We start from the raw sequence: 23,844 nt of genomic DNA, 5'->3' as shown, positions 1-23,844 counted from the left end.
GTCATCCTAACGAAGATAGAATCGTTCCCGTGGCCCTTGATTTTAAAACGTTCGAAGACGCTATCGCGTTCGCAGACGACATAGGCGGGCCGAGATCAGTACTTCTCGGAAATGGCTTCAGCCAAGCATACAGCGATAAATTTAACTACGGCAGACTTCGCGATGTAATCCCAGCGAGCAGCCTCAACGTGGACCCCGTCAAGCTTTTCGACAAGGCGAGCAGTTCCGATTTTGAGACTGTGATTAAACACTTGCATAATGCAGCTTCGATCCTGCAATTGTATGACAATTCCAATGAGACTCTCCACTCCCTGCTCATGCAGGACGCAGATACAGTCAAGCAGCTATTGGTTGATTGCCTAAGTGAGATTCATCCAGAGTCATCATTCGATATCGACCCTGGGAGGTACGAGTCAACAAAGAAGTTCCTTGCCCCCTTCGGAGAGATCTTTACGCTAAATTACGACCTCCTGCTGTACTGGTGTTCACTACAAGCGAGTATCGAACCTGCCATACCAAAGGGCGACGGATTCCGCAGCCGCGACGACACGCTGAAGTGGGAAACCCCTAGCAGCCTGGAAGGGCAGCAGGTGTTTTACCTACATGGCGCAATGCACTTTTATCAAGATGAATACGATGTCAACAAATTGAGACACGGCGGCCCAGGCGGTAAACGGATACTCACCCAGATCCGCGACAACGTGCAATCGGGCAGGTACCCCCTTGTAGTCACCGAGGGGAGTCAAGCAGACAAAGAAGCGCGAATCGGAAATAGTCCGTACCTGAATTATTGCCATATGCGACTTTCCAAGCTAAAGGGTCACCTATTCATACATGGCGCCGCATTGTCCGAAAACGACCAACACATCCTCGAAAAAATTGCCAGCTCCGAAGGACTAAATTACGTTTACGTAGGACTTTTCGGCGCCGCCAACGACGAACACGATAAGATTCAGGCTGCCATGCAGGGACTCATCCGAAAGCAGAAAGAGACCAGGAGAAGCGCAACGGATGACGCCGAACTCCAAGTGAGGTACTACCCCTCGGAGACAGCCTATATATGGCAAGAAGAATCGTGATCGAATCTCTGATCTCACAGGATCCCAGGCTCGCACTATCGGCCTAAGTGAACTCTACTCCGGCTAAGTGAATTCCCCCGGTTTCGACACTTCAGATCACTTCGCCGGAAACCCACTGGCAATTGGCGGAAGATTCGCGCCCCAGAATGAAGTGACGTCAATCCGTCGACCATTCGAAACTGGTTCCGACTGGTAGGTACCGGCAACGCCGGTCGCCAGTGTCCGACTCGAGTGCCAGAGTGAACCCATGGCGAGCAAGGGTGAGAACGAGTCGGTCGAGGTCGACGGGCGGACCATCCGGTTCACCCACGCCGACAAGGTGCTCTACGAGGCCACCGGCACCACCAAGGCCGACGTGCTGGAGTACTACCTGGCCGTCGCCCCGCTGCTCATGACGTACGCGGGCCGGCGGCCGGTGACGCGCAAACGCTGGCCCGACGGCACCGACGACAAGTCCTTCTTCGAGAAGAACCTCCCCTCCCACGCGCCCGACTGGGTCCCGCGCGTCGCGATCGAGCACTCCTCGCGAACCGTCCGCTACCCGGTGCTGGACTCTCCCGCCACGCTCGCGTGGTTCGCGCAGCAGGCCGCGCTCGAGCTGCACGTGCCGCAGTGGACCCTGGAGAACGACGAGCCGGGCCGGACGCGCCGGATCGTGATCGACCTCGATCCGGGCGAGGACGTGGATCTGGATACGACGGCGAAAGTGGCCCTCCGCGTCCGCGACCTGCTGTCCGAGGCGGGACTCGACTCCTTCCCGGTGACCTCCGGGTCCAAGGGGATCCACCTCTACGCCCGCCTGGATAAAGCCGTCACCGCCGCCAGCGCCTCCAAGGTCGCCAAGCAGATCGCGCAGTCGCTCGCCAAGCAGACCCCCGACCTGGTCACTGCCACCATGAAGCGCTCCATCCGCGAAGGCAAGGTGTTCGTCGACTGGAGCCAGAACAGCGGCGCCAAGACCACCGTCGCCCCCTACTCCTTGCGCGGGCGGGCCGAACCGTGGGTCGCCGCCCCGCGCTCGTGGGAGGAGCTCGGCGACGGCGGACTCGCTCACCTGCACTGGGACGAGGTGCTCAAGCGCCTGGACTCCGACGGCGACCTCCTCGACGGGCTCGAGGGCACAGCCCAGAAGACGGCCACCAAGAAGAAGTCGACCTCCTCCACCGGTTCGGCATCGCGGGCGAAGAAATCGGGAAGCGGCAAGAAGAGCTCGTGGTCGTCGTCCGATGACGAGGACCCCGAGCCCGCCGCCACAGCCTCCACCGACGACAACACCACGCAATCTACGGACGTCGAGGGCTGCAACGCCGAACCCGCCAGCGAGGACGCGGTGGTCACCAGCCTGGCCGAGTACCGGCGCAAGCGGGATCGTCGGAGTACGCCGGAGCCGTTCGAGGGTGAGGTCGAGACCGATCGCGACGACGTCGACGGGCCGATCTTCGTGATCCAGGAGCACCACGCCCGCCGCCTGCACTTCGACCTGCGGCTCGAGCACCACGGGGTGCTGGCGTCGTGGGCCGTGCCCAAGAACCTGCCGACCGAGCCCAAGGACCGGCGGCTGGCCGTCAACACCGAGGACCACCCGCTGGGCTACGAGACGTTCGAGGGCACCATCCCCAAGGGCGAATACGGCGCCGGCCACATGACCATCTGGGATCGCGGCTGGTACGAGTGCGAGAAGTGGCGCTCCGACGAGATCATCGTATGGCTGCACGGCGAGAAGGTCTCCGGCCGCTACGTGCTCGTGCGCACCAGCGCGGAGAAGAACCAGTGGATCGTGCAGTACATGAAGGGCCAGTCGCCGGACTCCTTCTACGGTGGGCGCGACAACCCGAAGTCGTCGTATCCCGAGGGCGATAAGCGGGCGAAGGGGTCCGCCGCGAAGCGCTCTGGGGCGAAGAGTTCCGGGGCGAACCGCTCCGGCGGGTCGACCAAGGCCTCCGACTCCGGCACGAACTCGGGCGCCGACTCCGGCGGCCGTCCCGACACTCCCCCGCTGCCGATGATCCCCACCGCCGCCGAGGTCACGGCGCTGCCGGAGGACAAATGGGCCTTTGAGGGCAAGTGGGACGGTTACCGGGTGACGGTGGCGACCAGCGGGGCCGGCGGGCAGGCACGCCTGGTCAGCCGCAACGGCAACTCCATGGACTGGCTCTCCGACGGGTTCCCCGGGCTGGCCGACGCCCTGGAGCGGCCGGCGGTGATCGACGCCGAGCTCGTGGTGCTGGGCTCCGACGGCGTCCCGGACTTCGCCTCGCTCGCCAAGCAGGCAGCCGCCGAGGGCGGCGATTCCTCGCTGCCGCCGGTCGAGCTGTTCGTCTTTGACGTGCTGCAGGTCGACGGCGTGGATCTGCAGTCGCAGGCATGGGAGCGTCGTCGCGAAGTGCTGGAGCTGCTCACCCCGGCGCTGGAGGGCGTGGACCGGGTGCACGTTCCCGCCGTGCTCGACGGCCCCGGTGACCGCGCCCTGGCCGAGGCGGAGGAGTTCGGCTGGGAGGGCATCGTCGCCAAACGCCGGAACTCCCGGTACGAGTCGGGCCGACGGTCCAAGGCGTGGCTCAAGGAGAAGCTGCTCACCACCACAGAGGCCGTCGTGGGCGGCTGGAAGCCGGGCAAGGGCGGACGCTCCGGCTCCCTCGGCTCGCTGCTGCTGGGCCTTCCCGCCGAGAAGGGTCTGACCTACATCGGCCGCGTGGGCACCGGCTTCACCGACAAGCAGGCCCGCGCGCTGCTCGAGGAGCTCGAGCCGCTCAAGCGCAAGACCAGCCCGTTCGTCGAGCAACTGCCCGCCGACGCCCGCCGCGACGCCAACTGGGTCCTGCCCAAGCTCGTCGTGGAGGTCCGCCACCAGGGCTTCACAGACGACGGCCACATGCGCCAGTCCTCCTGGCGCGACATCCGCCGCGACAAGCTGCCCGGGGATCTGTAGGCACCGGTGCGCACCCTACGGCGGCTCTCACCGGCCGTCCGGTACTGACGGGGGCTCCCGCTGAGCCCTACCTAAGGGCGGGTAGCGCTACCGCTCCGTCGCGCTCCTTCCGCGCGCTCCAGATCCGTCAATCAGGACGATCGTCCAGACCGGTCTGTTCACCCCCGCGAAAGCCGAGGGCCGCCTCAGATGCGGTGCAAATCAACGGTTGTCCCAGGTTCTGGCGGAATGTGACTTTCTGAACACTTCCCCACGCAACGGTTGCTACCCGACGGTAGATAAGCAACACTAAATGAGATGCATCAACAAGTTGAGTTGGTGCCCCAGTCGCTCTCTCAGAAAGGCTCGCCATGAGCACTGCGCCCCAGACCCCCCAGCCCGCCGCCAAGAACCAGAACCGCCGCAAGAAGGCCCGCGCCATCATGGCGTCCGGTCTCGTGCTGGGCGTCGGCGCCGCCGTCACCCTGGCCGCGTGGTCGGACACCGTGTGGGGCGCGGGCACCTTTGGTACCGCGGGCAGCGACTTCAACATCCAGGGCAACTTCACCGGCACCGAGGAAGGCTGGGATGAGTTCGTGACCGCTGATGACGCGGGCCCCATGACCTTCACCCAGAACGCCAACGCCCTCATCCCGGGCGTGCCCGTCTATCAGCTGGTCGGCCTCCGCGAGACCAAGGAGAACCTCGGCGCGGACATCACGCTGACCCGCACGACCTCCGACGCCGGCAAGCTCGCGAACCTCGTCAAGGTGGCCGTCGCCGACGCCGGCACCGCGCTCACTGCGCCCACATGCGATGCAACCGCCACCTTCGGCACAGCGACGGCCATCGGCGCAGCGATGACCGATCCCGTGCTGACAACCGACGTCGAGGCGGGCGGTTACCGCTGGCTCTGCTTCTCCGCGACCCTTGACGCCGGAGCCACCCTCGATGTCGCGAATGTGACTTCCGAGAAGATCCAGTGGCAGTTCGCCGCGACCTCCCAGGATCCCGTCTGATCCACTCGCATTGCCGTGGTGGGCGCATCGAGCCCACCACCGCAATGACTGAACACTCTTGTTCACGTTCCGGTTAGGAGACCGCATGAGCACGCCGACCGCGCCGACGCCGTCTGAGGCCCCCGCCGTTGCCACCTCGCACCGGGCCCCGCGAGGCCGGTCGGTGTGGTCGTACATCGGGGCAGGCATCGGCAATGTCCTGGCCGCCGGCGGCGTCCTCTGCGTGGTGCTGGTGATCCTCGCGATCACGATGAACATCTCCCTGATCATGTTCAAGACCGGGTCGATGTCCCCGACGATCCCCACCGGGTCAGTGGCTGTGGTCAAGGAGATCTCCGCCGACGAGATCCGGGTGGGCGACGTCATCACCGTCGATCGCGGAGAGGGCCAGCTCCCGGTCACCCACCGGGTGGTCGAGGTGTTTCCCCAGACGCCGGGCGAGGCGCTCGTGCAGATGAAGGGTGATGCCAACCCCGACGTCGACCCTGGCATGTACCGGGTAGAGACGGTGCGCAAGGTGCTGTGGTCGGTGCCCGAGTTGGCGAACGTCATCGTCTGGTTCAGCAACCCGTTTGTTCTGGGCGGGATCACCTTGCTCGCCGCGCTGGGCGTGCTGTGGGCCTTCTGGCCGAGGGACGAGAGTGATGACGAGGTCGAGAGGACGAACGCAGATGCGTAAGTCTCACCCGCAACTGCGGACCTCCTTAACGATCGCCGGAGTGTTCCTCCTCGTCGCCAGCGTTGCCCTGGTCGTCGGCTCCGTGCGTCCGACAGAGGCCAGCTGGCAGGACACCGTAACCGGAACGTCGTCATTTACGACCCACAAGGACGTCGGCAGAAACAGTGCTCGCGCGACTGCGGCGTACGGGAGCATGACCTACCGGATCGCTGACCAGGAAAACCTTCGCAAGGTCGAGGCGCTCGGCAAGTCCGATAGTGCGGTACTCGGGCTCTCCACCGGCCCGACCACACGTAGTGTCCGGGGCGCGCTCCTCAGCATTCCCGCGTCGGTCGCGGGAACCGTCTGTGCGCGTTCGACCGCGACCGGCGTGATCTGTTCCGAAGACCCGCAGTCGACAGCTACCGCTTTCGCCCAGGCGCAGTCGTCCAAACTCGAGGTGTCGACCGTCGGGCTTCCCCTCGTTCGTTACGCCACCGCGGACGACGCCAAGCCCACCATCGCAACCGCGGCGTGCACGCCGGGAAAACCGGGCGTGACAGGGTTTACAAAGAACGGCTCCGTATACGAGTCCGTATATCTCGGACGCGGAAGCAGCCTTGTAGAAGTGCCGATGCCGGGTCGCAACAGCGAGACGCGAAAGCAACGAACGTACGGGAGCGTCACCTACACCGCCCGCCTACAGCGCACCGAAGTCAGCGGACTCGGGTACGCCAGAGCTGAGCTCAGACTCCACGTGACCGCAGATGGCGCCACGGGTGATCCCTGGACTCTCCACCTCATCCTGGCCAATGCCGAGTGTGGTGTCTCGCGGGGGATCGAGGAGAACCTCGCCCAACCGACCGCAACGAACTTCCAGTCTTTGGCGCCGTCAGTTGCGTCCTTCCGCACCGCTCAGCCACCTACTGCGCTAAAGCCGATCATCGATGTCGTCGACGAGGATGCGCCCGAACGCCCTGACGACGGGACCACTCTTCCCACACTCGACGGCGCCGCTGACGACTCGGCCACCGGTGCCACTACGAGTGCGACCACATCCACCGAATCCCCGGATCCGCTCGACGCCGAGACCGCGGATCTTGATCCCCGAGCCGAGTCAGGCGAGTCCGCCGGCGCGGAGACCGCAGTCCCGACAGAGAACGCTGCGCCCACAACCAGCGAGCCGACTACAGCCCTCACCGCCCCCACCGGCCCCCAGGAGCTTGAGTCGGTGCGCGTCGGGCGAGAATTCGCAGTCGTGAACCGCGACGGCGTCGAACTGGGCACCGCGAAGGTCGACGACATCGTGCGGACGCCCGGCTGCGGAGTCGAGCTCACGCTGAGCATCATGACCTCCGCCGAGGCGGGCCCGGACCGGTGGGCGTCCGTCGCCCCGGACGACTTCGCCGAGGTTCGCCCCGGCGGGTCTACCCGCGAGGCCTCACGGATCAGCTCGGACTGCGAGCGAGCCGCGCGTTCGACGACCACTTCCCTGTCACCGGGACGGGACTACGAGATCGTCATCGCCTTCCAGCTCGACGACTCCGCCGACCAGGCCATGCTCCGGCCCGACGGCACCGCCGGGTGGATCTTCGACCTACCGTCGCTGACCACTGTCGCCGTGACGACCAGCCCGACGGCCGCCACCGCCACCGAGCAGGCCCCCGGCGCGAGTACCGACACCGGCACCGAGCTGACGAGCGCGGTCGAGACAACCGAAGCGTAGGAGCCCCGCACGGAAAGCTGCCCCGGCCACGGAAGGATCGTGGTCGGGGCCGAGCCCGTCCGCCGGTTCCGCACACCGGGTGGCGGCGAACGGCGGCCGGAGCTGACCTCGTCGTCGTACTCTCCGGCGACGCACCCACAGCCCCGAACCAGGACCGCTCTCGCGGACGAGTAGTCACCCACAAGTCGCTGACCTGCGGCGCCCTGCACGGGCCCTTCACGGCACCGCAGGTCAGGGCAGTGTTCAGGGGGCGTCGTGTGCCGCGGTCCGGCTCGGCGGTCAGTCAGAGACGTACGGATTCGTCGCGGCATGACGGCCGACACGGACCGGGACCGCGAACAACATGACCGCGACGAACGCGGCCATCACGGCCGCCGCGACGAGGCCCCACGCGGTGCCCAGAACCAACGGGAACACCAGCGCCACCAGACCCACCAGCGCGATGCCCAGGATCGCCAACCCGGTACGGGCCAGCCTCGCCGACAGCCGCAGCACCCGATCCTTGCGGTGGGAGCGGAACACCGCGCGGTGGATCATCACCGGCGCCAGCAGGAGCACCGTCGACGCCAGCGTCAGCGAGAGCACCGCCAGGTAGAGGGCGCGAGCGCCGTCGCCGATCTCAGCGAAACGATCCTGGAACGGCAACACCAGCAAGAAGCCGGTGAGCACCTGGCCGCCGGTCTGGACGATGCGCAACTCCTGCAGCAGCTCGATCCAGTTGCGGTCGATGCGCTGCGCTTCGGTCTCGTTGCGTTCAGAGGCCTCGTGGTGTTCGGTGGCCCGTCCGGGCTCGTCGGCTCCTTCGATGTCCATGCCGCTCCCCTCCCTCCTACGCGTGCCCTCGATGATCGTCCGGTTGCCGCGGCGGTGGGGTCCAACCGGCGATTCGCCCGGCCGGGCCGCTGACCTGGGGTGCCCTGAACGGGGTCTGCAGGGCACCCCAGGTCAGCGCGGTTGTCGGTCGCGGCTGGCGGCGTGGCAGTGGGTGGCGACGGCAATCGACGACCGCGGGCCCGGTGGTGCGGCACGATGAGCGCATGGTCAAGCCGTCCAACACCGCCGCCATCGCCTCCGCCACCGGCCGCCCGTGGGACGAGTGGGTCGAACTGCTCGAGCAAGCCGGGGCGCGGGAGAAGAACCACACCGCGATCGCCCAGCTGACGCTCGAGCACATGCCCGGGTCGGTGGAACGGGCCGAGTGGTGGGCGCAGGGCACGGCCATCGCCTACGAACAGCACGCCGGCCTGCGCGTTCCGGGGCAGTCCTGCGACGGCGACTTCCAGCTCTCCACCTCGCGGACCGTCGCCGGAGACAAGGACTCTGCACTGCAGGCGTGGACCGAGCTCGTCGCCGGGCGCGAAGAGTTCGGCGGGATCCCGGTGGACGGCGAGGCGTCGGTGACGCGGTCGGAAAAGTGGCGCTACTGGCGCGTCCCGCTGGCCGACGGCACGCGCGTGGCGGTCAACTTCAGCGACAAGGCCGGCGGCAAGGCCAGCGTGGGGCTGGCGCACACCAAGCTCGACTCGGCCGAGGCGATCGCCTACTGGCGGCCGGTGTGGAAGGAGCTGTTGGCGCAGCTCAGCTGACCGCCCGGCCGGTTCGGCGGGAGCGAGCGACTGCGTGCGGGGGCGGCGGTGGCGGCCGTTGTCGTCGTCGTACTCCCCCGATGGCTACGCGCTGCTGTTCAGTGAGGTCGACCGCGAGTTCGTCACGCAGTTCATCGAGCGCAACCTCGGCCCGGTGCGCGACTTCGACCGCACCCGCGGCACCGCGCTACTCGACACCCTCGAGGCGTGGTTCGGCGCCGACGGCAGCCCCTCCGCCACCGCCGAGCGACTGTTCGTGCACGTCAACACGGTGTACCAGCGGCTCGACCGGCTCGATTCCGTACTGGGCACCGGCTGGCGCCGCGGCGACCGCGCGCTGGAGCTGCGGCTGGCGCTGCGCTTGGCGGAGTTGCGGGGGGCGTGAGGCGCGGGGTGTTAGGGCCGCGGCCGGCTCCCAGTGATCCACGCACCCGCCCCCTCACGAGCGACGGATGGTCTTGGCATGGGCGCTCGCCTGCCGTACGCTTGCGTCATCTGCGACATGTACGACACGTGCAACATCTGCATTCAACGAAATTCCGCCTTGTCAGCGGCGAGCAGGAGTGACCTCTAATGCATGCTCTCGCGACCGAGAACGTTCCCGTCGACCAACTCGACGCCCTCGAAGATTTCGCGCGATCCGACGCTGGCCCTGAACTGCGCGACCTTCTCCTCGACCTGACCCGCCGGGTGCGTGACGGCGATGAAGTCATCACAATTGACGCTGATTCCACGCTCACCCCGAACCAGGCGGCCGAGCGACTCGGGATGAGCCGCTCCCACCTCTACAAACTGCTGGACCGCGGGGAGATCCTCTTCCATCGAGTGGGCCGCGACCGACGCATTCGCGTGCGCGACCTTCTCGAATTCCAGTCACGCCATAACCGCGATCAGCGCGAGCTCGCCGAGCGCTTCGCGCACCAGCAGAAGACCGCCGCCTCTGTCGAGGACGAAATCGCCGACCTGCTCTGACGAAGACCTCGCCCTGGGTTCTCTTCAGAACGACGCTGATGTGCGACTTCTCAAGCAGGAGACTGCAGCACGCCTCCGCACCGAGTGGGAACTGGAGGCCCAGCGAACAGTTCTTGACGCACTGCGCAGTGTTCACTCCGGTGGGGAGTACCGAGCCCGAGTCCACCATCCGATCCCCGGAGTAGGCGATCTCGCTCACGTGAGCTTCAGCGTGGAGGCCGTGCGCGAAGATGACTATCGAGCGGACGAAATCACCGTGGAGATCACGCCTGAGCCACGCTTCGCTGCGAGTGATCTCTTATGGCAATTGACGATTCGAATTTTGATCTCGATTGATCCACCAGAGCAGGGCTGGGATCGCTACGGGGATATCTACTCCAACATCGCGGACCCGGGGGCATGGGCGAAGCGACGGGAGGCGCTGGCGACTTTGGTGACAGCGGGCGACCTGGCTCTCTCTGAGCCGGGGTCGATGAGCCACTACACCCATCGTGAGCACCTTGCGGGCAAGACGATTAACGGGGAAGCCGTACGCGCACTCTGCGGCCCTTTTTTCGTCCCGCGGCAAGACCATCACTCTTTGCCCCTCTGTCCGAAGTGCGCGGAGAGATACGCGGCACTCTGAGTAGGCATCAGGGCATCAGGATAGTGACACACGCTGAGGTGGCCTCATGGCCCTGCGCCGCCGACCCCCAGTGGACAACCAGCGAACCGATTGGAGACGCGGGCCCCGCTCTCCCGGAGGCGCTGACCTGCAATGCCCTGAACGGGCCCTGCAGGGCACCGCAGTTCAGCGGTGGTTTCGACGCAACGCGGCAGGGGGGGGCCGACTGTCAGACGGCAGGCTCAGACCACAGTGCCCGGCACGACCACCGGGTCAACTGCCGGGAAGTTGCTCTTCGCGTAGCCGGCGATCGATCGGATGCCCGCGATGTTGATCGTCCCGCCGACGGCCGCGCCCGCCACGGGCACGACCTTGACCAGGTTGATGGACCCCGTGGTGCCGAACTTGGTGACCAGACGGAAGCCCACCGCCTTGTTGATCTTGGTCAGGACGGTGCCCGGCACCCTCTTCAGGGCCGCGACGGCCGTCTTGGTGCCGATCTCGACGCCGGCCTTGGACATCGCCTCCACACCGGCGGATCCGATCAGCGACACCGCGATGACACTGCGGACCTCGTCGCTGTCGACGTCATATCCGCGTAGGTGCGCAACGGCCGCGATCATCCGGGTGGCGCGGGTGTAGAAGACGGTGACATCCGTGGGAATGGCCACCGCCATCGTGGCAAGCCCGCCAAGCCCGGAAACGAACCCCGACGCGCCCACGACCCTGGTGTGCGTGGCGATGATCCGCTTGATGGCCTTCTCGGCGTCGCCACCGGAGTGCTTGAGCGCCTCGTCGCCAGCGGGAGCTGCTGGTCGGACGCATCTCGCACCTGCAGGAGATGGTCTCCGCAGTCGACCGCATGAAGGAGGCGATCGATATGAACGCACCACTGACCCCTCAGGACAGGGCGGCGATGGTCTCCGCACCCTTGACCGGTCCGAAGCCGTTCACTCACGAATCGAGGATGAAGTTGATGGTGGACGTGGCCGCCGCTTCCATATCGCCTTCGGAGATCGACTTGGTGATCTCCTTGACACGCTTGGGTTGGGCAATCGCCATGAGGGGGCGCCTTTCGCACAGGCCTGAGGGAACGGTTCGCTCTCACTGCGGCCGATCAGTGAGCCCGCGGCGCCGGGGAGGGAGTCTCGGCGCCGAGAAGAGAACAAGCAGTCTTTGCCCCGAGCGGTTAACGGTGTCGACAATTCGGTGTGGGACGCGCGCCCGCGGCGTGGCCGGTCCGACCCCTCTAACCTGGGGCGCCCTGAACGGGCTGAGCAGGGCACTCCAGGTCAGAGGCGGTATCGGCGGGCGGCGGTCCGGATGCAGGCGCCGGCGCAGGCGCGCGGGCGCGGTGTCAGATCGCCAGTGCCGACGAGACGTCGTGGGCGGCGGTCGCATCAGAGGCGCCTGAGTGCGAGATCCGCCCGGACTCCATGACGTAGTAGACGTCCGAGGCCCGCAGCGAGAAACCCACGTGCTGTTCGACGAGCAGGACCGAGAGGTCGCCGCGAGATGCGAGATCCACGATGATGCGCTCGATCTCGGCGACGACGTTCGGCTGGATGCCCTCGGTGGGTTCGTCCAGCACCAGCATCCGGGGTTCGGTGATGAGCGTCCGGGCGATCGCCAACTGCTGCCGCTGGCCGCCGGAGAGCAGGCCGGCCTTGCGGTCGAGCAGCTCCTTCAGCGCCGGGAACAGGTCCAGCGACTCGTCGATCAGCGCCTTGCCGCGCTTGCGCCCATCGGCGACGAGCTGCAGGTTCTCGGCCGTGGTGAGCTGGGTGAACGACTGCTGCCCCTGCGGGACGTAGCCGATCCCGCGGGCCACCCGCGCGTGCGGACGCAGGGAGGTGATGTCCTCGCCGTCGAACTCGATCGTGCCGCCCTTGCACGGCAACAGTCCCACCGCGGTCCGCAGCAGCGTCGTCTTGCCCGCGCCGTTGTGACCGAGGATCGCAGCCACTCCCCCGGCCGGAACCTCGAGGTCGACACCGTGGACGACCTCCGAGCCGCCGTAGCCCGCGCGGACGCCGGTCATCTTGAGCAGTGCGGTCATCGTGGGGTCTCCTCGGTCTCGTCTGCCAGCTCGGTGCCGGTCGCGGCGGCGGTGCCCAGGTAGACCTGCTGCACCTTGGGGTCGGCCTGGATCTCGGCGACGGTGCCCTCGGCGAGCACCTTGCCCGCGGCCAGGACGGTGACGGTGGTGGCGAAGGCCCGCATGAAATCCATGTCGTGCTCCACCACCACGACGGTGCGGTCGGCGGCGATCCGCTGCAGCAGTTCCCCGGTGGCCTGCCGCTCCTCGGCGCCCATCCCGGCGACGGGCTCGTCGAGCAGCATGACGTCGGAGTCCTGCACCAGCAGCATGCCGATCTCCAGCCACTGCTTCTGCCCGTGCGCCAGCACCCCGGCTTTGGTGCCGGCCAGGTGCTCGAGCCCGATGGTCTCCAGCGCCTCGGTCACCTTGTCCTCCCGGCCGTGGCGGCGCCGCAGCAGGGTGAGCGGGCCGCGGCGGGCGCCGGCGGCGATGTCGAGGTTCTGCTCGACGGTGAGGTCCTCGAACACCGACGCCGTCTGGAACGTGCGGCCGATGCCCATCTTGGCGATCTTGTGCGTCTTGAGCCCCAGCACCGGCTGGCCGGACTTGTCGACGGTGCCGGTGGCGGGCACGAGCCCGGTGATCGCGTCGACGACGGTCGTCTTGCCGGCGCCGTTCGGGCCGATGAGGAAGCGCAGGTCGCCCTGGATCAGGGTGAGGTCGACACCGTCCACGGCCTTGAATCCGTCGAACGTCACCGTCAGGTCGCGGACCTCGAGGTAGGTGCCTGCGCCTCCTTCACCGGAGCGAGTGCGGGCGGACGCGCGGGCGGCGGAGCCGGGCAGGCCGATCTCGGCACCGGTCAGGGTGCCGGCGGACAGCGCGGCACCGATGCCGAAGGCGGTGGACGGGGTCATCGGGACTCCTCGGGGGAAGCGGCGCCGGGCGCCGACGCATCGGGATCAGGTTCGGCGATGCCGGTGGTGGCGGGCCGGTCGGAGGTGGCGGAGTTCGTCGTCGTCGTTGTCGTCGTCGTTGTCGTTGTCATTGCGGGGGTGCCCTTCGCGCGGGGACGTCGCATCACGAACAGCGACGCCAGGCCGCCGGGCAGGAACCCCACCACCACGATGAACAAGATGCCCTGCAGGTAGGTCCACTGCGACGGGTAGGCCTCGGAGAACGCGGTCTGCGCCCACGCCACCCCGATCGCGCCGAGCACCGGGCCGAGCAGGGTGGCGCGGCCGCCGATCGCGACGCCGATGAGGAACGCGATCGAGGGCGCGATACCGATCGCCGACGGCGAGATGATCCCCACGATCGGCACGAACAGCGCCCCGGCGAGCCCCGCGGCGAAGGCGGCCACGGCGTAGGCGAACGACTTGACCATCGCCGGGTCGTAGCCGAGGAACCGCACGCGCTCCTCCTGGTCGCGGACGGCCACGAGCAACTCGCCGAACCGGGAATTCATGAGCTGGCGCACCAGCAGCACCACGAGAAGCAGCGCGCCGCCGGCGAGGAAGTACAGCATCCGCCGGTTGGCCGGGTCGGACAGCGCGAACCCGAAGAACCCGGTGAAGCGGTTGAGCCCGTTGGACCCGCCCAGCTCCGGCCGGCTCACGAGGAAGATCGCGGCGGCCGCCGCCAGGGCCTGCGAGAGGATCGCGAAGTAGGCGCCCTTGACCTTGCGGTTGAATACCAGGTAGCCGAACCCGAACGCCAGCAGCGGCGGGACCAGCAGGATCACCGCGAGCGTGAACCCGGGCGAGGCGAACGGCACCCAGTACCCGGGCATCTCGCGCATCCCGGCGATCTGCATGAAGTCGGGCAGCGCGTCGGCGCCTCCGCGGTCGCGGGCGTCGGAGATCTTGAGGAACATCGCCATCGCGTAGGCGCCCACGCCGAAGTACACGCCCTGGCCGAGGGTCAGCATGCCGCCGCGCCCCCACGCCAGACCGATGCCACTGGCGACGATCGCGTAGCAGAAGAACTTGGCCAGCAGGCTCAGCCGGAAGTCGCTGAGCAGCGCGGGCGCGAGGCCGAAGATGATCAGCGCGGCCACCGCGAGCGCGGCCCAGAACATCCACCGTGGCCGCTCGGCGTCGCCGGTGAGCAGGCGTCGGGCGCGGGTGCGCCGGGGCGGCGAGGCCGCGGGATCGGGGGCGGTGGTGGCAGCGGAGTCGGCGGAGTCGGCGCCGCCAGCCGCTCGGGTGACGGAGATGGTCTTGGTCATGCCAGGCTCCTGGTCTTGACGGCGAACAGGCCCTGCGGGCGCACCTGCAGGAAGATGATGATGGCGACAAACACGAGCACCTTGGCCACCGACGCGGTGGTGGAGTACTCGAAGAACGAGTGCAGGACCCCGAGCGCGAACGCCGCGATCACGGCGCCCCGCAGCTGGCCGAGACCACCCACGACCACCACGAGGAACGCGTCGATGAGATACGACTGGCCGATCGTCGGGCTCGTTGAGCCTATGAGCGTGAGCGCCACCCCGGCGACGCCGGCCAGGCCGGAGCCGATGAAGAACGTGGTGATGTCGGTGCGGCGGGAGCTGATGCCCGACGACTCGGCGAGGTCACGGTTGAGCGTGACCGCCCGGATGCGGCGGCCCATGGGCGTGAACTTCATCGCGGCCATGACCGCGGCGACGCAGGTGATCGCCAGGACGAAGATGAACACGCGAGTCAGAGGCACCGACGCACCGAGCAGTTCGACGCTGCCGCGCAGGAACTCCGGCACCGCCACGTTGACGGCCGGCGCGCCCCAGATGTCTCGGGCGATCTGCTGCAGGACCAGGCCCACACCGAACGTGACGAGCAGGGTGTCCAGTGGACGGGCGTAGAGGCGCCGGATGAGCGTCACCTCGAGCAGCACGCCGAGCAGGCCGCCGACGACGAAACCCAGGGCCAGGGACAACAGCAGGCTCATCCCAGAGGCGGCGGTGATCTGCTGGACGACGTAGGCGGTGTAGCAGCCGGCCATGATGAACTCGCCGTGGGCCATGTTGATGACGCCCATCTGGCCGAACGTCAGGCTCAGGCCGAGGGCGGCGAGCAGGAGGATGGAGCCGATGCTCAATCCGGTCGCGAGTTGTCCGATGAGGATGTCCACATCGGCTCCTTTCTCCGGGTCCCGCCCTCCCCCTCCCCCGCTCCCGACTGACGGGCCGGGAGCGGGGTGGGTCGGGCGGGGTGGGCGGGGCTGGGTGATCCGGGCTGACGGTCGGGCGTCAGTTCCCGGACAGGTCGCCGGCCCAGTCGTAGGACTCGAGGAACGGGTCGGGCTCGATCGCCTCGCCGGAGCTCCACACCTCGTAGATCAGGCCGTCGGGGCGGATCTCGCCGACGATCGCGGTCTTGGAGATGTGGTTGTTCTCGCCGTTGATGGTGACGGTGCCCTCGGGGGCGTCGAAGCTGACGCCGTCGGCGGCGTCCTGGATGGCGTCGACGGCGAAGGAGTCCGCCTTCTCGACCGTGTTCTTCCACAGGTAGACCGACGTGTACGCGGCTTCCATCGGATCGGAGGTGACGCGGTTCGCGCCGTACTTCGCCTTGAACGCGTCGACGAACGCGGTGTTCTCCGGCGAGTCGATCGTCTGGTAGTAGTTCCACGAGGTCAGCTGGCCGTCAATATTCGCGGCGCCGATGCCCTGGACCTCCTCCTCGGCGATCGACACGCTCACCACCGGGGTGTCCTCGGCGGACAGGCCGGCGTTGGAGTACTCGCGGAAGAACGCCACGTTGGAGTCGCCGTTGAGCGTGTTGAACACGGCGTCCGGGTTGGCGGTGCGCACCTTGTTGACGATGGTCGAGAAGTCGGTCGAGCCGAGCGGGGTGTAGTCCTCGCCGAGGATCTCGACCTCGTTGGCCTCGGCCCACGCCTTGATGACGCGATTGGCGGTCTGCGGGAAGACGTAGTCCGAGCCCACGAGGTACATGGACTCCACGCCCTGCTCCTTGAGGTACTCCAGGGCGGGGACGATCTGCTGGTTGGTGGTGGCGCCGGTGTAGAAGATGTTCTCCGACGCCTCGAGGCCCTCGTACTGCACCGGGTAGTAGAGCAACGCGTTGGCGTCCTCGACCACGGGCAGCATCGCCTTGCGGGAGGACGAGGTCCAGCCGCCGAAGATCGCGGCCACGCAGTCACTGGTGATGAGCTTCTGCGCCTTCTCCGCGAACACGGCCGGGTCGGAGGCGCCGTCCTCCACCACGGGTTCGATCTGCTTGCCCAGCACCCCGCCCTCGGCGTTGATCTGCTCGATCGCCAGCGCCACCGAGTCACGCACGGTCTTCTCGGAGATGGCCATGGTGCCCGACAGCGAATGCAACGAGCCCACCTTGATCGTGTCGCCGGAGGTGTCCACGCAGGACTCGGCGGCGGCCGCGGCGGTGTCGCCGGTCCGGCTTCCGCAGGCGGTGAGCGCACCCGCACCCAGGATCACGAGGCCGGCGGTGGCCAGTGCACGCCGGGTGCGGATCGAGCGCGGCGTCTGGCTCGCGCGAGCTGTCTTCCCAGAGGAGATGGAGGTGGAGTTCACGTGGTTGACCTGACCTTCACTGACCGGCTGTCGAGTGCTCCCGCGGGCTGCGGGGCTCGAAGCGCGATGTGGATAAAGGTAAGGACATGATGTGAGTCAGCTGAGTCGCCGGTGTTTCGCCACCGTTGCCTCTACCGGCGTTGTGTGAACGCTGTGTTTCTCGTCCACCCCGCGATACAAGTGCGCGGGCGCGGCCGGCTGAGCCCGCACGCCGCTCCTGCGCGGGGTTACGCGTCCCCTTCGGCTTGTGATGCCTCTATGTACGCGTACGCGCGGGATGTGCTGGCGGAACGGTCCATAGAGGGCGCATACCTGGGCGTCGGCGGGCTGGGCGGCGGCCGTCGTCTCTCGGGGCCGGCCCGGCTCTCAGCTCTTGCGCAGGTCCGGCGCCGGCGCACCGAGGAGATGCACTCGCGCGGCGGACCAGACCGCGCGCACCGCTGCCTCCACGTTCTCCTGCCCGCGGCCGAGCACCCGCAGCCAGGCGCCGCAGCCGTCGGGCAGGGTGCTCACCCCGCACCGCACCGCATCAAGGCCATCCGAGTTCGGGGTCGCGGACCCGATCGCCTCGGCCGCGTCGCGCATGACCGCCGCGAGCTCCTCCGCCGGGCCGGGCGCCACGACGAACAGGGTCCCGATCGCGTCGGCGTCTCCTGTGACCAGCGGGTGGCCGGCCTCGTCGCGAGTGATGTGGGTGGTGTCCACGGCGAGCAGGGTGCCGTCGGGGCGGGAGATCTCCACGGCCGAGACGTAGGCGGCCACGTCCCAGCTCTCCCCGCGGGCCACGCGTCCGGCGGTGAGGACGTCGCCGGCGATGAGCACGGCGTCCTCGGGCACCTCGGCCCGCAGCCGCTGCTGGAACCTGCTGCCGCCGTACGGAATGAGCGGGTCCGGCAGCCACTCGCACACCGCGCCCTCGCCCAGCGTCAGGGAGACGGTCTGCGTGGCGTAGCCGACGTCCATCCGGTGCACCCGGTTCGCGGCCTGCGTGGTGACCAGCGCCTGCGCGCCCTCGGCCAGACGGACCTCCATGTCCAGCCGGTCGCCGCCGACGATCCCGCCGCCGGTCGACATCACGTACACCGTCGGCATCTCGCGGAGGACCGGGTCGATGTACAGCGACCGCATCACCTGCAGCGGCGACTTCTGGAACCGTTCGGCCAGTACCGTGCGGCCGCGGCCGTCCCGGCGGAAGGCCAGGTCCAGCACGCCGACCTTGCCGGGCGAGCCGACGGGCAGCGCGCCGGGCCCGGACTGCGGTCCGGCGGCGACGGCGGGCCACACGAACCCCGGGTCGGCGGCCCGGGTCAGCCGGTCGCTCACCGTGCGGGCAGCAGTTCCACCCGGCGGGACTCGAAGTAGTCGAGCACCTCGGCGATGCCGGTCCCGGAGAGGCAGTCGGTGAGCGCGACGGGCTTGCCCGAGCGGACGCGGTCAGCGTCCGAGGACATGATTCCCAGATCGCAGCGCACGTACTGGGCGATGTCGATCTTGTTGATCACCAGCAGGTCGCACTCGGTGATGCCGGGCCCGCGCTTGCGGGGCATCTTCTCGCCTTCGGCGGTGTCCAGGACGAAGACGAACAGGTCGACCAGTGCCGGCGAGAACGTCAGGGTGAGATTGTCGCCGCCGGACTCGTAGATGAGGGTGTCGACGTCCGGGTGGTCCTCGAGCATCTCCGCCCCCACCGCGAGGTTCATGGTGGGGTCGTCGCGCACGGCGGTGTGCGGGCACGAGCCTGTCTCCACGCCCACCACCCGGGCGGGATCGAGGACTCCGGCCAGGGTGCGGCGGACGTGCTCGGCGTCCTCCTGCGTGTAGATGTCGTTGGTGATGACGGCCGGGGTGCGTCCCCGGGCGATCAACTCTGGGACCAGCGCCTCGATGAGAGCGGTCTTGCCTGAGCCCACCGGCCCACCGATCCCGATCCGCAACACCTGCTGTGCCTCTGCCATGCAACGAACGCTAGTGCAGCCGTGTTTCGGCAGTGTTGCGCGGCGTACGCAGCGCGGCCCTGCCCTCGGCGGGATCCGCCCTGACCTGCGATGCCCTGCAGCGCACGTTCAGGGCACCCCAGGTCAGAGCGCTACCGGGTACGCAGGTACTCCGGTCAGGAGGGTGGAGGCCGGGTCACGAGGCGAACAGCCGGGCGTCGGCGCGTTCGTGGTGGCAGGACGCCAGGTCCAGCACTGGCGCGAACCCGCCGAGTTCCTCCAGCGACCGGCCCACCGCGGCGTCGGCGACCTCGGCGATCACCGGAGCCGCCCCGCGCACCAGCGCCTGCGCGGTGCGGTGATCGGCCAGTCGTAGTCGCAGCGCGGCGCCGGACAGGCTGATGACCAACGCTGTGAGGTCTGCGGCCACGGCCTCCCGCCGGCTCAGCCCGCCGCGGGCGTAGACCACGCCCATGACCACCGACTGCGACCCCGGCGACCGGCGGGCCCGGACGTGGTCGTTCCATGCGGACACCACCGGGTCGTCGAGTAGCTCGGCGGCCAGGTCGAGCACCTGTTTGCCGGTGCGGGTGGCGCCGTCGCGGAACTCGCGGGTCAAGCGGGTGGCGTGCAGCCGCCGGTCGATGCGGGTCAGCGCGGCGAGCAGAGCAGCAGTGTCAGTGCAAGCAGGATTGGCGGCCGGCGGCGGGGCGAGCTCGTGGGTCGCCGCCCAGGCGAGGGCCAGCGCGGTCGCCTCGGCCGGGCCAGCGGAATACCGCAGGATCCCGTGCACGGCCTCGGCCACGGACCGCGCCCCGGCGGCGGCGTCGGCTCCGGCCCCGGCGTCGACAGCGCCCAACTGCCGGAGCCCCTCGAGCCCGTGCGAGAGCGTGTACATGCCCGAGGGGAACGACGAGTCGGTGAACTGCAGGGCCAGCAGAAGCGTCGACAGTTCGGCACGGCCCGCGCCCTGCACAGGGCCCGCAGGGCAGCCGCCGGCCGCGTCGTGGTCGTCGTGGTCGTCGTGGTCGTCGTGGTCGGACATCACGCGAGGTAGTGGAGCTGGGCCAGCGGCAACGTGGTGGCGGGGGCGATGGTGGCGGGCTCGCCGTTGACGGTCACCACGTAGGTCTCGGGATCCACCTCGATGACCGGGCAGCGGTCGTTGCGGACCATGTCCTTCTTGCCGATCCCCCGGCAGCCACGCACGGGCAGGCACGGCGAGGTCAGGCCCAGCTCCTCGGGCACGCCGGCCTCGATCGCGGCGGCGGACAGGAACGTCACCCGCGTGGACTGCAGCGCCCCGCCGTACGCGCCGAACATCGGGCGGTAGATCACCGGCTGCGGCGTGGGCAGCGACGCGTTGGGATCGCCCATCGGCGCCCACACGATCATCCCGCCCTTGATGATCAACGACGGCTTGGCGGCAAACGAGTCGACCGGCCACAACACGAGATCGGCGAGCTTGCCTGGCTCGATCGAGCCGAGGTGGTCGGCGATGCCCGCCGCGATGGCGGGGTTGATGGTCATCTTGGCGACGTAGCGCAGGACGCGCTCGTTGTCGTTGCGGTCGCTGTCCTCCGGCAGCGGGCCCCGCTCGACGCGGCAGTGGTGGGCGGTCTGGAACGCGCGCTGCCACGACTCCCCGATCCGGCCCATGGCCTGCGAGTCCGACGAGAAGATCGAGATGATCCCCTCGTCGTGCAGGACGGTCTCGGCGGCGATCGTCTCGGCGCGCACGCGGGAGTCGGCGAAGCTCACGTCCTCCGGGATGTCGTGCGACAGGTGGTGGCACACCATGACCATGTCCAGCAGTTCGTCCACCGAGTTCACGGTGTACGGCAGCGTCGGGTTTGTCGAGGCGGGCAGGACGTTGGGCTCGCCGCACACCCGCAGGATGTCGGGGGCGTGGCCGCCGCCTGCGCCCTCGGAGTGGAACGTGTGGATGGTGGAATCGCCGAACGCGGCACGCGTGTCCTCGTAGAAGCCCGACTCGTTGAGGGTGTCGGTGTGGATCGCGACCTGCACGTCGTACTCGTCCGCGACCTCCTGCACGCAGCGGATCGCCGCAGGCGTGGTGCCCCAGTCCTCGTGGATCTTCAGCCCCGCCGCGCCGGCCACGATCTGCTCGACCGCCGACTCGGGCTGCGACGTGTTGCCCTTGCCCAGCACCCCGATGTTCACCGGCAGCCCGTCGGCGGCCTGCAGCATCCGCCCGATGTTCCACGCGCCCGGCGTGCAGGTGGTGCCCTTGGTGCCCTCCGCCGGGCCGGTGCCGCCGCCGAACAGGGTGGTCACGCCGTTGCTCAAGGCTTCCTCGACCTGCTGTGGCGCGATGTAGTGGATGTGGGTGTCCACGCCGCCGGCGGTGACGATCTTGTGCTCACCCGCCACCACCTCGGTGCCGGGCCCGATCACCAGCTCCGGATGCACCCCGTCCTGCAGGTGCGGGTTGCCTGCCTTGCCCACGGCCACGATCCGCCCGTCGCGCACACCGATGTCGCCCTTGACCACACCGAGCACCGCGTCGACGATGATCGCGCCCGTGATCACCAGGTCCAACGCGCCCGACGCCCGCGTGCCCGCCGGGTCCTGCGCCATCCCGTCGCGGATCGCCTTGCCGCCGCCGTAGACGGCCTCGTCGCCGTAGCCGCTGCTGCCGTCGGTGGTCACCGCGTTGTGGTCGGTGGCGATCTCGATCACCAGGTCGGTGTCGGCCAACTGAAGTCGGTCGCCGACCGTGGGTCCGTAGATATCGGTATAGGTGGCGCGCGAGAGCACGGTCGGCGGGCCCTCGGCTGCGGGCACAGCGTCCGGGGCGGGCGCGACCTCGTCGTCGTCGTTGTTGTCAGGGCTGTCGCCGCCCCCGCCGCTGTGCAGGAACCCCCCGGCGACCATCCGCTCCAGCGCGCGCTCGCGCACGGCCGGGTCGTCGAGCGGGCCGTCGACCAACCCGGAGAACCCGTGGCACACGCGCTCGCCCGCGAAGTCGACCAGTCGCACCGTCCGCGTCTGGCCCGGTTCGAAGCGCACCGCCAGGCCCGCGCCGATCGCCAGGTGCCGCCCGTACGCCGCGATCCGGTCGAAGCGCAGCTCCCGGTTGGCCTCGAAGAAGTGATAGTGCGAACCCACCTGGACGGCGCGGTCGCCGGTGTTGGTCACGCGCACCTCGATGGTCGCGCGGCCGGCGCCCAGCTCGATGTCCCCGTCGCCGTAGAGGTAGTGCACCGAACCGGACATGTGTGGCTCCTGGGGTCGTCGGGGTGGGGTGAGTCGGGGTGGAGTGGCTGGGGTGGCTAGTGGGAGTGGGTGTAGACGGAGCCGTCGGCGGCGACGTGCGAGTGGGCGTACCCGTGGCCGTCCTCGGCGTCGAGGGCGGCGTCGATGCCGTCGTCGCCGTGGTCGAGCCGGTGCACGGCCTCGCGGACGCGGGTGTCGATCACGCTGCGCAGCACGGCCGGGCCGAACAGGTGCTCGCCCTCGCCGGGCAGCTCGAGTCCGGTGACCGGCGCGGGGGCGAGGGTCGCCGAGACCAGCACCGGGCGTCGGCCGCCGAGGGCGCGGACGCGCTCGAGCCCCTCGGCGAGGTCGGGATCGGGTTCGTCGCCGCCGTGGAACGCCACCTCGACCAGGCCGGGCTGCCCGTACTGCCGCGCGAGCCGGGCGAGGCGGTACAGCTCGGCGTCGGCGAACGGGTCGATCGCGCGGCTCACCACGAGCGCCGAGCACACCGCGCCGTGCCGCCTGATCACCGCGCGCAGCCGGGTGATGAGCATCGTCGCGTCGCCGAGCGGCGCCGCCAATGCCACCGGGCCCATGGAACCAGCGGAGCCCGGGGCGAGCCGTGCGCGGTCGGTGCTGCCCCGGACGTCGCGTAACGTCCGGGAGCAGTCGGCGACCATCGCGGGCGCGCGGCCGAACGTCATGGGGACGACGACGACGACACCGGCACCCTCTCCCGCCGAATCCGGTCCCCCGGGCCTTCGCGCCTGCTCCTCCACCAGGTCGGCCAGGTCGCGGCCCGGCCGTGCGGCGGGGATGTCCAGGTCCGGCATCTGCTCGGACTCCGGGCCCAACGCGAGGACGATCCGGGCGGTCGCCGGGTCGGTGGGCTCGTGGCCGTGCTCGTGGGCGTCGCCGTGCCCGTGGGCGTCGCCGTGCCCGTGGCCGCTCACGCGCTCTGCTCCACCGGCCCGATGGGGTCGTGCACGGTGACGAGTTTGGTCCCGTCGGGGAACGTGGCCTCGACCTGGATCATCGCCAGCCGCTCGACCACGCCGTCCATCACCCGGCCGGCGTCGAGCACCTGCCGGCCGAGGTCCATGCACTCGGCGACGGTGCGGCCGTCGCGGGCGTGCTCGACGATCTCCCACGAGATGAGCGCGGTGGCCTCGGGGACGTTGAGCAGCACCCCGCGCTCGAGCCTGCGGCGCGCGACCTCGGCCGCGGTGAACAGGGTGAGCTTGTCCAACTCGCGGGGGGTGAGCTTCATCCTGGGGTCCTCTCGTGCTCGGGCGGCGGCGCGTCCGGGGACCGGCATGTGCGTCCGCGTGCGCGTCGACGTTTCTGAACGCTAGCGACGTTGTGTGTCGGCAGTGTTACTTGGTTCCGGCCCGGGCCTTCCTCCCGCCGCACTCCCGCCGCGCCCTCGCCGCGCGAGCCCCTGACCTGCGGTGCCCTGCGGGCGGCGTGCAGGGCACCGCAGGTCAGGGCGCCGGGGCCGATTGTTACGCCGTGTTACGACTGCCGCGTCGGCGGTGTTCCGGGCCCCTGCCGCTGC

General features: G+C 68.7%; 22 protein-coding genes. 9 read left to right on the top strand and 13 right to left on the bottom strand.

Annotated features, from left to right (window positions below):
* Positions 1-29: 29 nt before the first annotated feature.
* The 5 genes from Q2K20_RS02665 to Q2K20_RS02645 all read left to right on the top strand — a co-directional run bounded on the left by Q2K20_RS02665 (position 30) and on the right by Q2K20_RS02645 (position 7,390).
* Entirely contained in the window at positions 30-1,079 is a 1,050-nt protein-coding gene (locus tag Q2K20_RS02665) for a DUF4917 family protein (protein WP_317176628.1), read from the top strand.
* Positions 1,080-1,326: 247 nt separating this feature from the next.
* On the top strand, positions 1,327-4,008 hold the full coding sequence (locus tag Q2K20_RS02660; RefSeq protein ID WP_317176627.1) for an ATP-dependent DNA ligase: 2,682 nt from the start codon (positions 1,327-1,329) through the stop codon (positions 4,006-4,008).
* Between the two features lie 350 nt (positions 4,009-4,358).
* Positions 4,359-5,006, top strand: coding sequence for a SipW-dependent-type signal peptide-containing protein (locus Q2K20_RS02655; RefSeq protein ID WP_163376405.1), 648 nt, complete (start codon positions 4,359-4,361; stop codon positions 5,004-5,006).
* A gap of 85 nt (positions 5,007-5,091) precedes the next feature.
* Positions 5,092-5,685 (top strand): signal peptidase I, encoded by a 594-nt coding sequence (locus Q2K20_RS02650; protein WP_067713516.1) that lies wholly within the window; start codon positions 5,092-5,094, stop codon positions 5,683-5,685.
* Complete coding sequence (locus Q2K20_RS02645) at positions 5,678-7,390, top strand: hypothetical protein (RefSeq protein ID WP_317176626.1); 1,713 nt, start codon at positions 5,678-5,680, stop codon at positions 7,388-7,390. Before Q2K20_RS02650 ends, Q2K20_RS02645 begins: the two co-directional genes overlap by 8 nt.
* A gap of 279 nt (positions 7,391-7,669) precedes the next feature.
* Here the strand turns inward: Q2K20_RS02645 and Q2K20_RS02640 are convergent, their stop codons facing one another.
* Positions 7,670-8,203 (bottom strand): DUF6328 family protein, encoded by a 534-nt coding sequence (locus Q2K20_RS02640; RefSeq protein WP_317176625.1) that lies wholly within the window; start codon positions 8,201-8,203, stop codon positions 7,670-7,672.
* A gap of 224 nt (positions 8,204-8,427) precedes the next feature.
* Between Q2K20_RS02640 and Q2K20_RS02635 the strand changes: the two genes are divergently transcribed.
* The 4 genes from Q2K20_RS02635 to Q2K20_RS02620 all read left to right on the top strand — a co-directional run bounded on the left by Q2K20_RS02635 (position 8,428) and on the right by Q2K20_RS02620 (position 10,573).
* Positions 8,428-8,976, top strand: a complete 549-nt coding sequence (locus Q2K20_RS02635) for a hypothetical protein (RefSeq protein WP_163376403.1) — start codon at positions 8,428-8,430, stop codon at positions 8,974-8,976.
* A 34-nt stretch (positions 8,977-9,010) separates the two neighbouring features.
* Positions 9,011-9,361 carry a PucR family transcriptional regulator gene (locus Q2K20_RS02630; RefSeq protein WP_163376402.1) on the top strand — a complete coding sequence of 117 codons (351 nt, stop codon included), beginning with the start codon at positions 9,011-9,013 and terminating at the stop codon, positions 9,359-9,361.
* Between the two features lie 188 nt (positions 9,362-9,549).
* Complete coding sequence (locus tag Q2K20_RS02625) at positions 9,550-9,948, top strand: helix-turn-helix domain-containing protein (RefSeq protein WP_159147733.1); 399 nt, start codon at positions 9,550-9,552, stop codon at positions 9,946-9,948.
* Positions 9,949-10,147: 199 nt separating this feature from the next.
* Positions 10,148-10,573 (top strand): DUF3039 domain-containing protein, encoded by a 426-nt coding sequence (locus Q2K20_RS02620; protein ID WP_083249764.1) that lies wholly within the window; start codon positions 10,148-10,150, stop codon positions 10,571-10,573.
* A 221-nt stretch (positions 10,574-10,794) separates the two neighbouring features.
* Here Q2K20_RS02620 and Q2K20_RS02615 read toward each other — a convergent pair whose 3' ends face one another.
* From Q2K20_RS02615 to Q2K20_RS02560, 12 genes are all read right to left on the bottom strand, one after another.
* Positions 10,795-11,442: an EcsC family protein gene (locus Q2K20_RS02615; protein WP_317176624.1), complete on the bottom strand. Its 648-nt coding sequence runs from the start codon at positions 11,440-11,442 to the stop codon at positions 10,795-10,797.
* A 467-nt stretch (positions 11,443-11,909) separates the two neighbouring features.
* The gene (gene urtE, locus Q2K20_RS02610; RefSeq protein ID WP_163376400.1) at positions 11,910-12,611 is read right to left on the bottom strand and encodes an urea ABC transporter ATP-binding subunit UrtE; all 702 of its coding nucleotides are present in this window, start codon (positions 12,609-12,611) and stop codon (positions 11,910-11,912) included.
* Positions 12,608-13,510 carry an urea ABC transporter ATP-binding protein UrtD gene (gene urtD, locus Q2K20_RS02605; protein ID WP_132063624.1) on the bottom strand — a complete coding sequence of 301 codons (903 nt, stop codon included), beginning with the start codon at positions 13,508-13,510 and terminating at the stop codon, positions 12,608-12,610. The genes urtE and urtD overlap by 4 nt, the downstream gene beginning before the upstream one ends.
* Entirely contained in the window at positions 13,507-14,673 is a 1,167-nt protein-coding gene (urtC, locus tag Q2K20_RS02600) for an urea ABC transporter permease subunit UrtC (protein ID WP_317176932.1), read from the bottom strand. Before urtC ends, urtD begins: the two co-directional genes overlap by 4 nt.
* A gap of 146 nt (positions 14,674-14,819) precedes the next feature.
* On the bottom strand, positions 14,820-15,704 hold the full coding sequence (urtB, locus tag Q2K20_RS02595; protein ID WP_061228856.1) for an urea ABC transporter permease subunit UrtB: 885 nt from the start codon (positions 15,702-15,704) through the stop codon (positions 14,820-14,822).
* 118 nt (positions 15,705-15,822) lie between these two features.
* The gene (urtA, locus tag Q2K20_RS02590) at positions 15,823-17,070 is read right to left on the bottom strand and encodes an urea ABC transporter substrate-binding protein (RefSeq protein ID WP_096907488.1); all 1,248 of its coding nucleotides are present in this window, start codon (positions 17,068-17,070) and stop codon (positions 15,823-15,825) included.
* A gap of 426 nt (positions 17,071-17,496) precedes the next feature.
* Positions 17,497-18,453 (bottom strand): urease accessory protein UreD, encoded by a 957-nt coding sequence (locus Q2K20_RS02585; protein WP_240341401.1) that lies wholly within the window; start codon positions 18,451-18,453, stop codon positions 17,497-17,499.
* Entirely contained in the window at positions 18,450-19,085 is a 636-nt protein-coding gene (ureG, locus tag Q2K20_RS02580; protein ID WP_061228858.1) for an urease accessory protein UreG, read from the bottom strand. Before ureG ends, Q2K20_RS02585 begins: the two co-directional genes overlap by 4 nt.
* A 175-nt stretch (positions 19,086-19,260) precedes the next feature.
* A complete protein-coding gene (locus tag Q2K20_RS02575; protein WP_317176931.1) occupies positions 19,261-20,109 on the bottom strand; it encodes an urease accessory protein UreF in 849 nt (282 codons plus the stop codon).
* Positions 20,109-22,304 (bottom strand): urease subunit alpha, encoded by a 2,196-nt coding sequence (gene ureC, locus Q2K20_RS02570; RefSeq protein ID WP_317176623.1) that lies wholly within the window; start codon positions 22,302-22,304, stop codon positions 20,109-20,111. The genes Q2K20_RS02575 and ureC overlap by 1 nt, the downstream gene beginning before the upstream one ends.
* Positions 22,305-22,360: 56 nt before the next feature.
* Positions 22,361-23,239 carry a hypothetical protein gene (locus tag Q2K20_RS02565; RefSeq protein ID WP_317176622.1) on the bottom strand — a complete coding sequence of 293 codons (879 nt, stop codon included), beginning with the start codon at positions 23,237-23,239 and terminating at the stop codon, positions 22,361-22,363.
* The gene (locus Q2K20_RS02560; protein WP_067713537.1) at positions 23,236-23,556 is read right to left on the bottom strand and encodes an urease subunit gamma; all 321 of its coding nucleotides are present in this window, start codon (positions 23,554-23,556) and stop codon (positions 23,236-23,238) included. The genes Q2K20_RS02565 and Q2K20_RS02560 overlap by 4 nt, the downstream gene beginning before the upstream one ends.
* Positions 23,557-23,844: the final 288 nt, after the last annotated feature.

The organism is Dietzia sp. IN118, from assembly GCF_032905965.1.
Taxonomy (GTDB): domain Bacteria; phylum Actinomycetota; class Actinomycetes; order Mycobacteriales; family Mycobacteriaceae; genus Dietzia; species Dietzia kunjamensis.
Note: the sequence above shows the minus strand (reverse complement) of the source record. Positions and strands in the feature narration are given on the sequence as shown.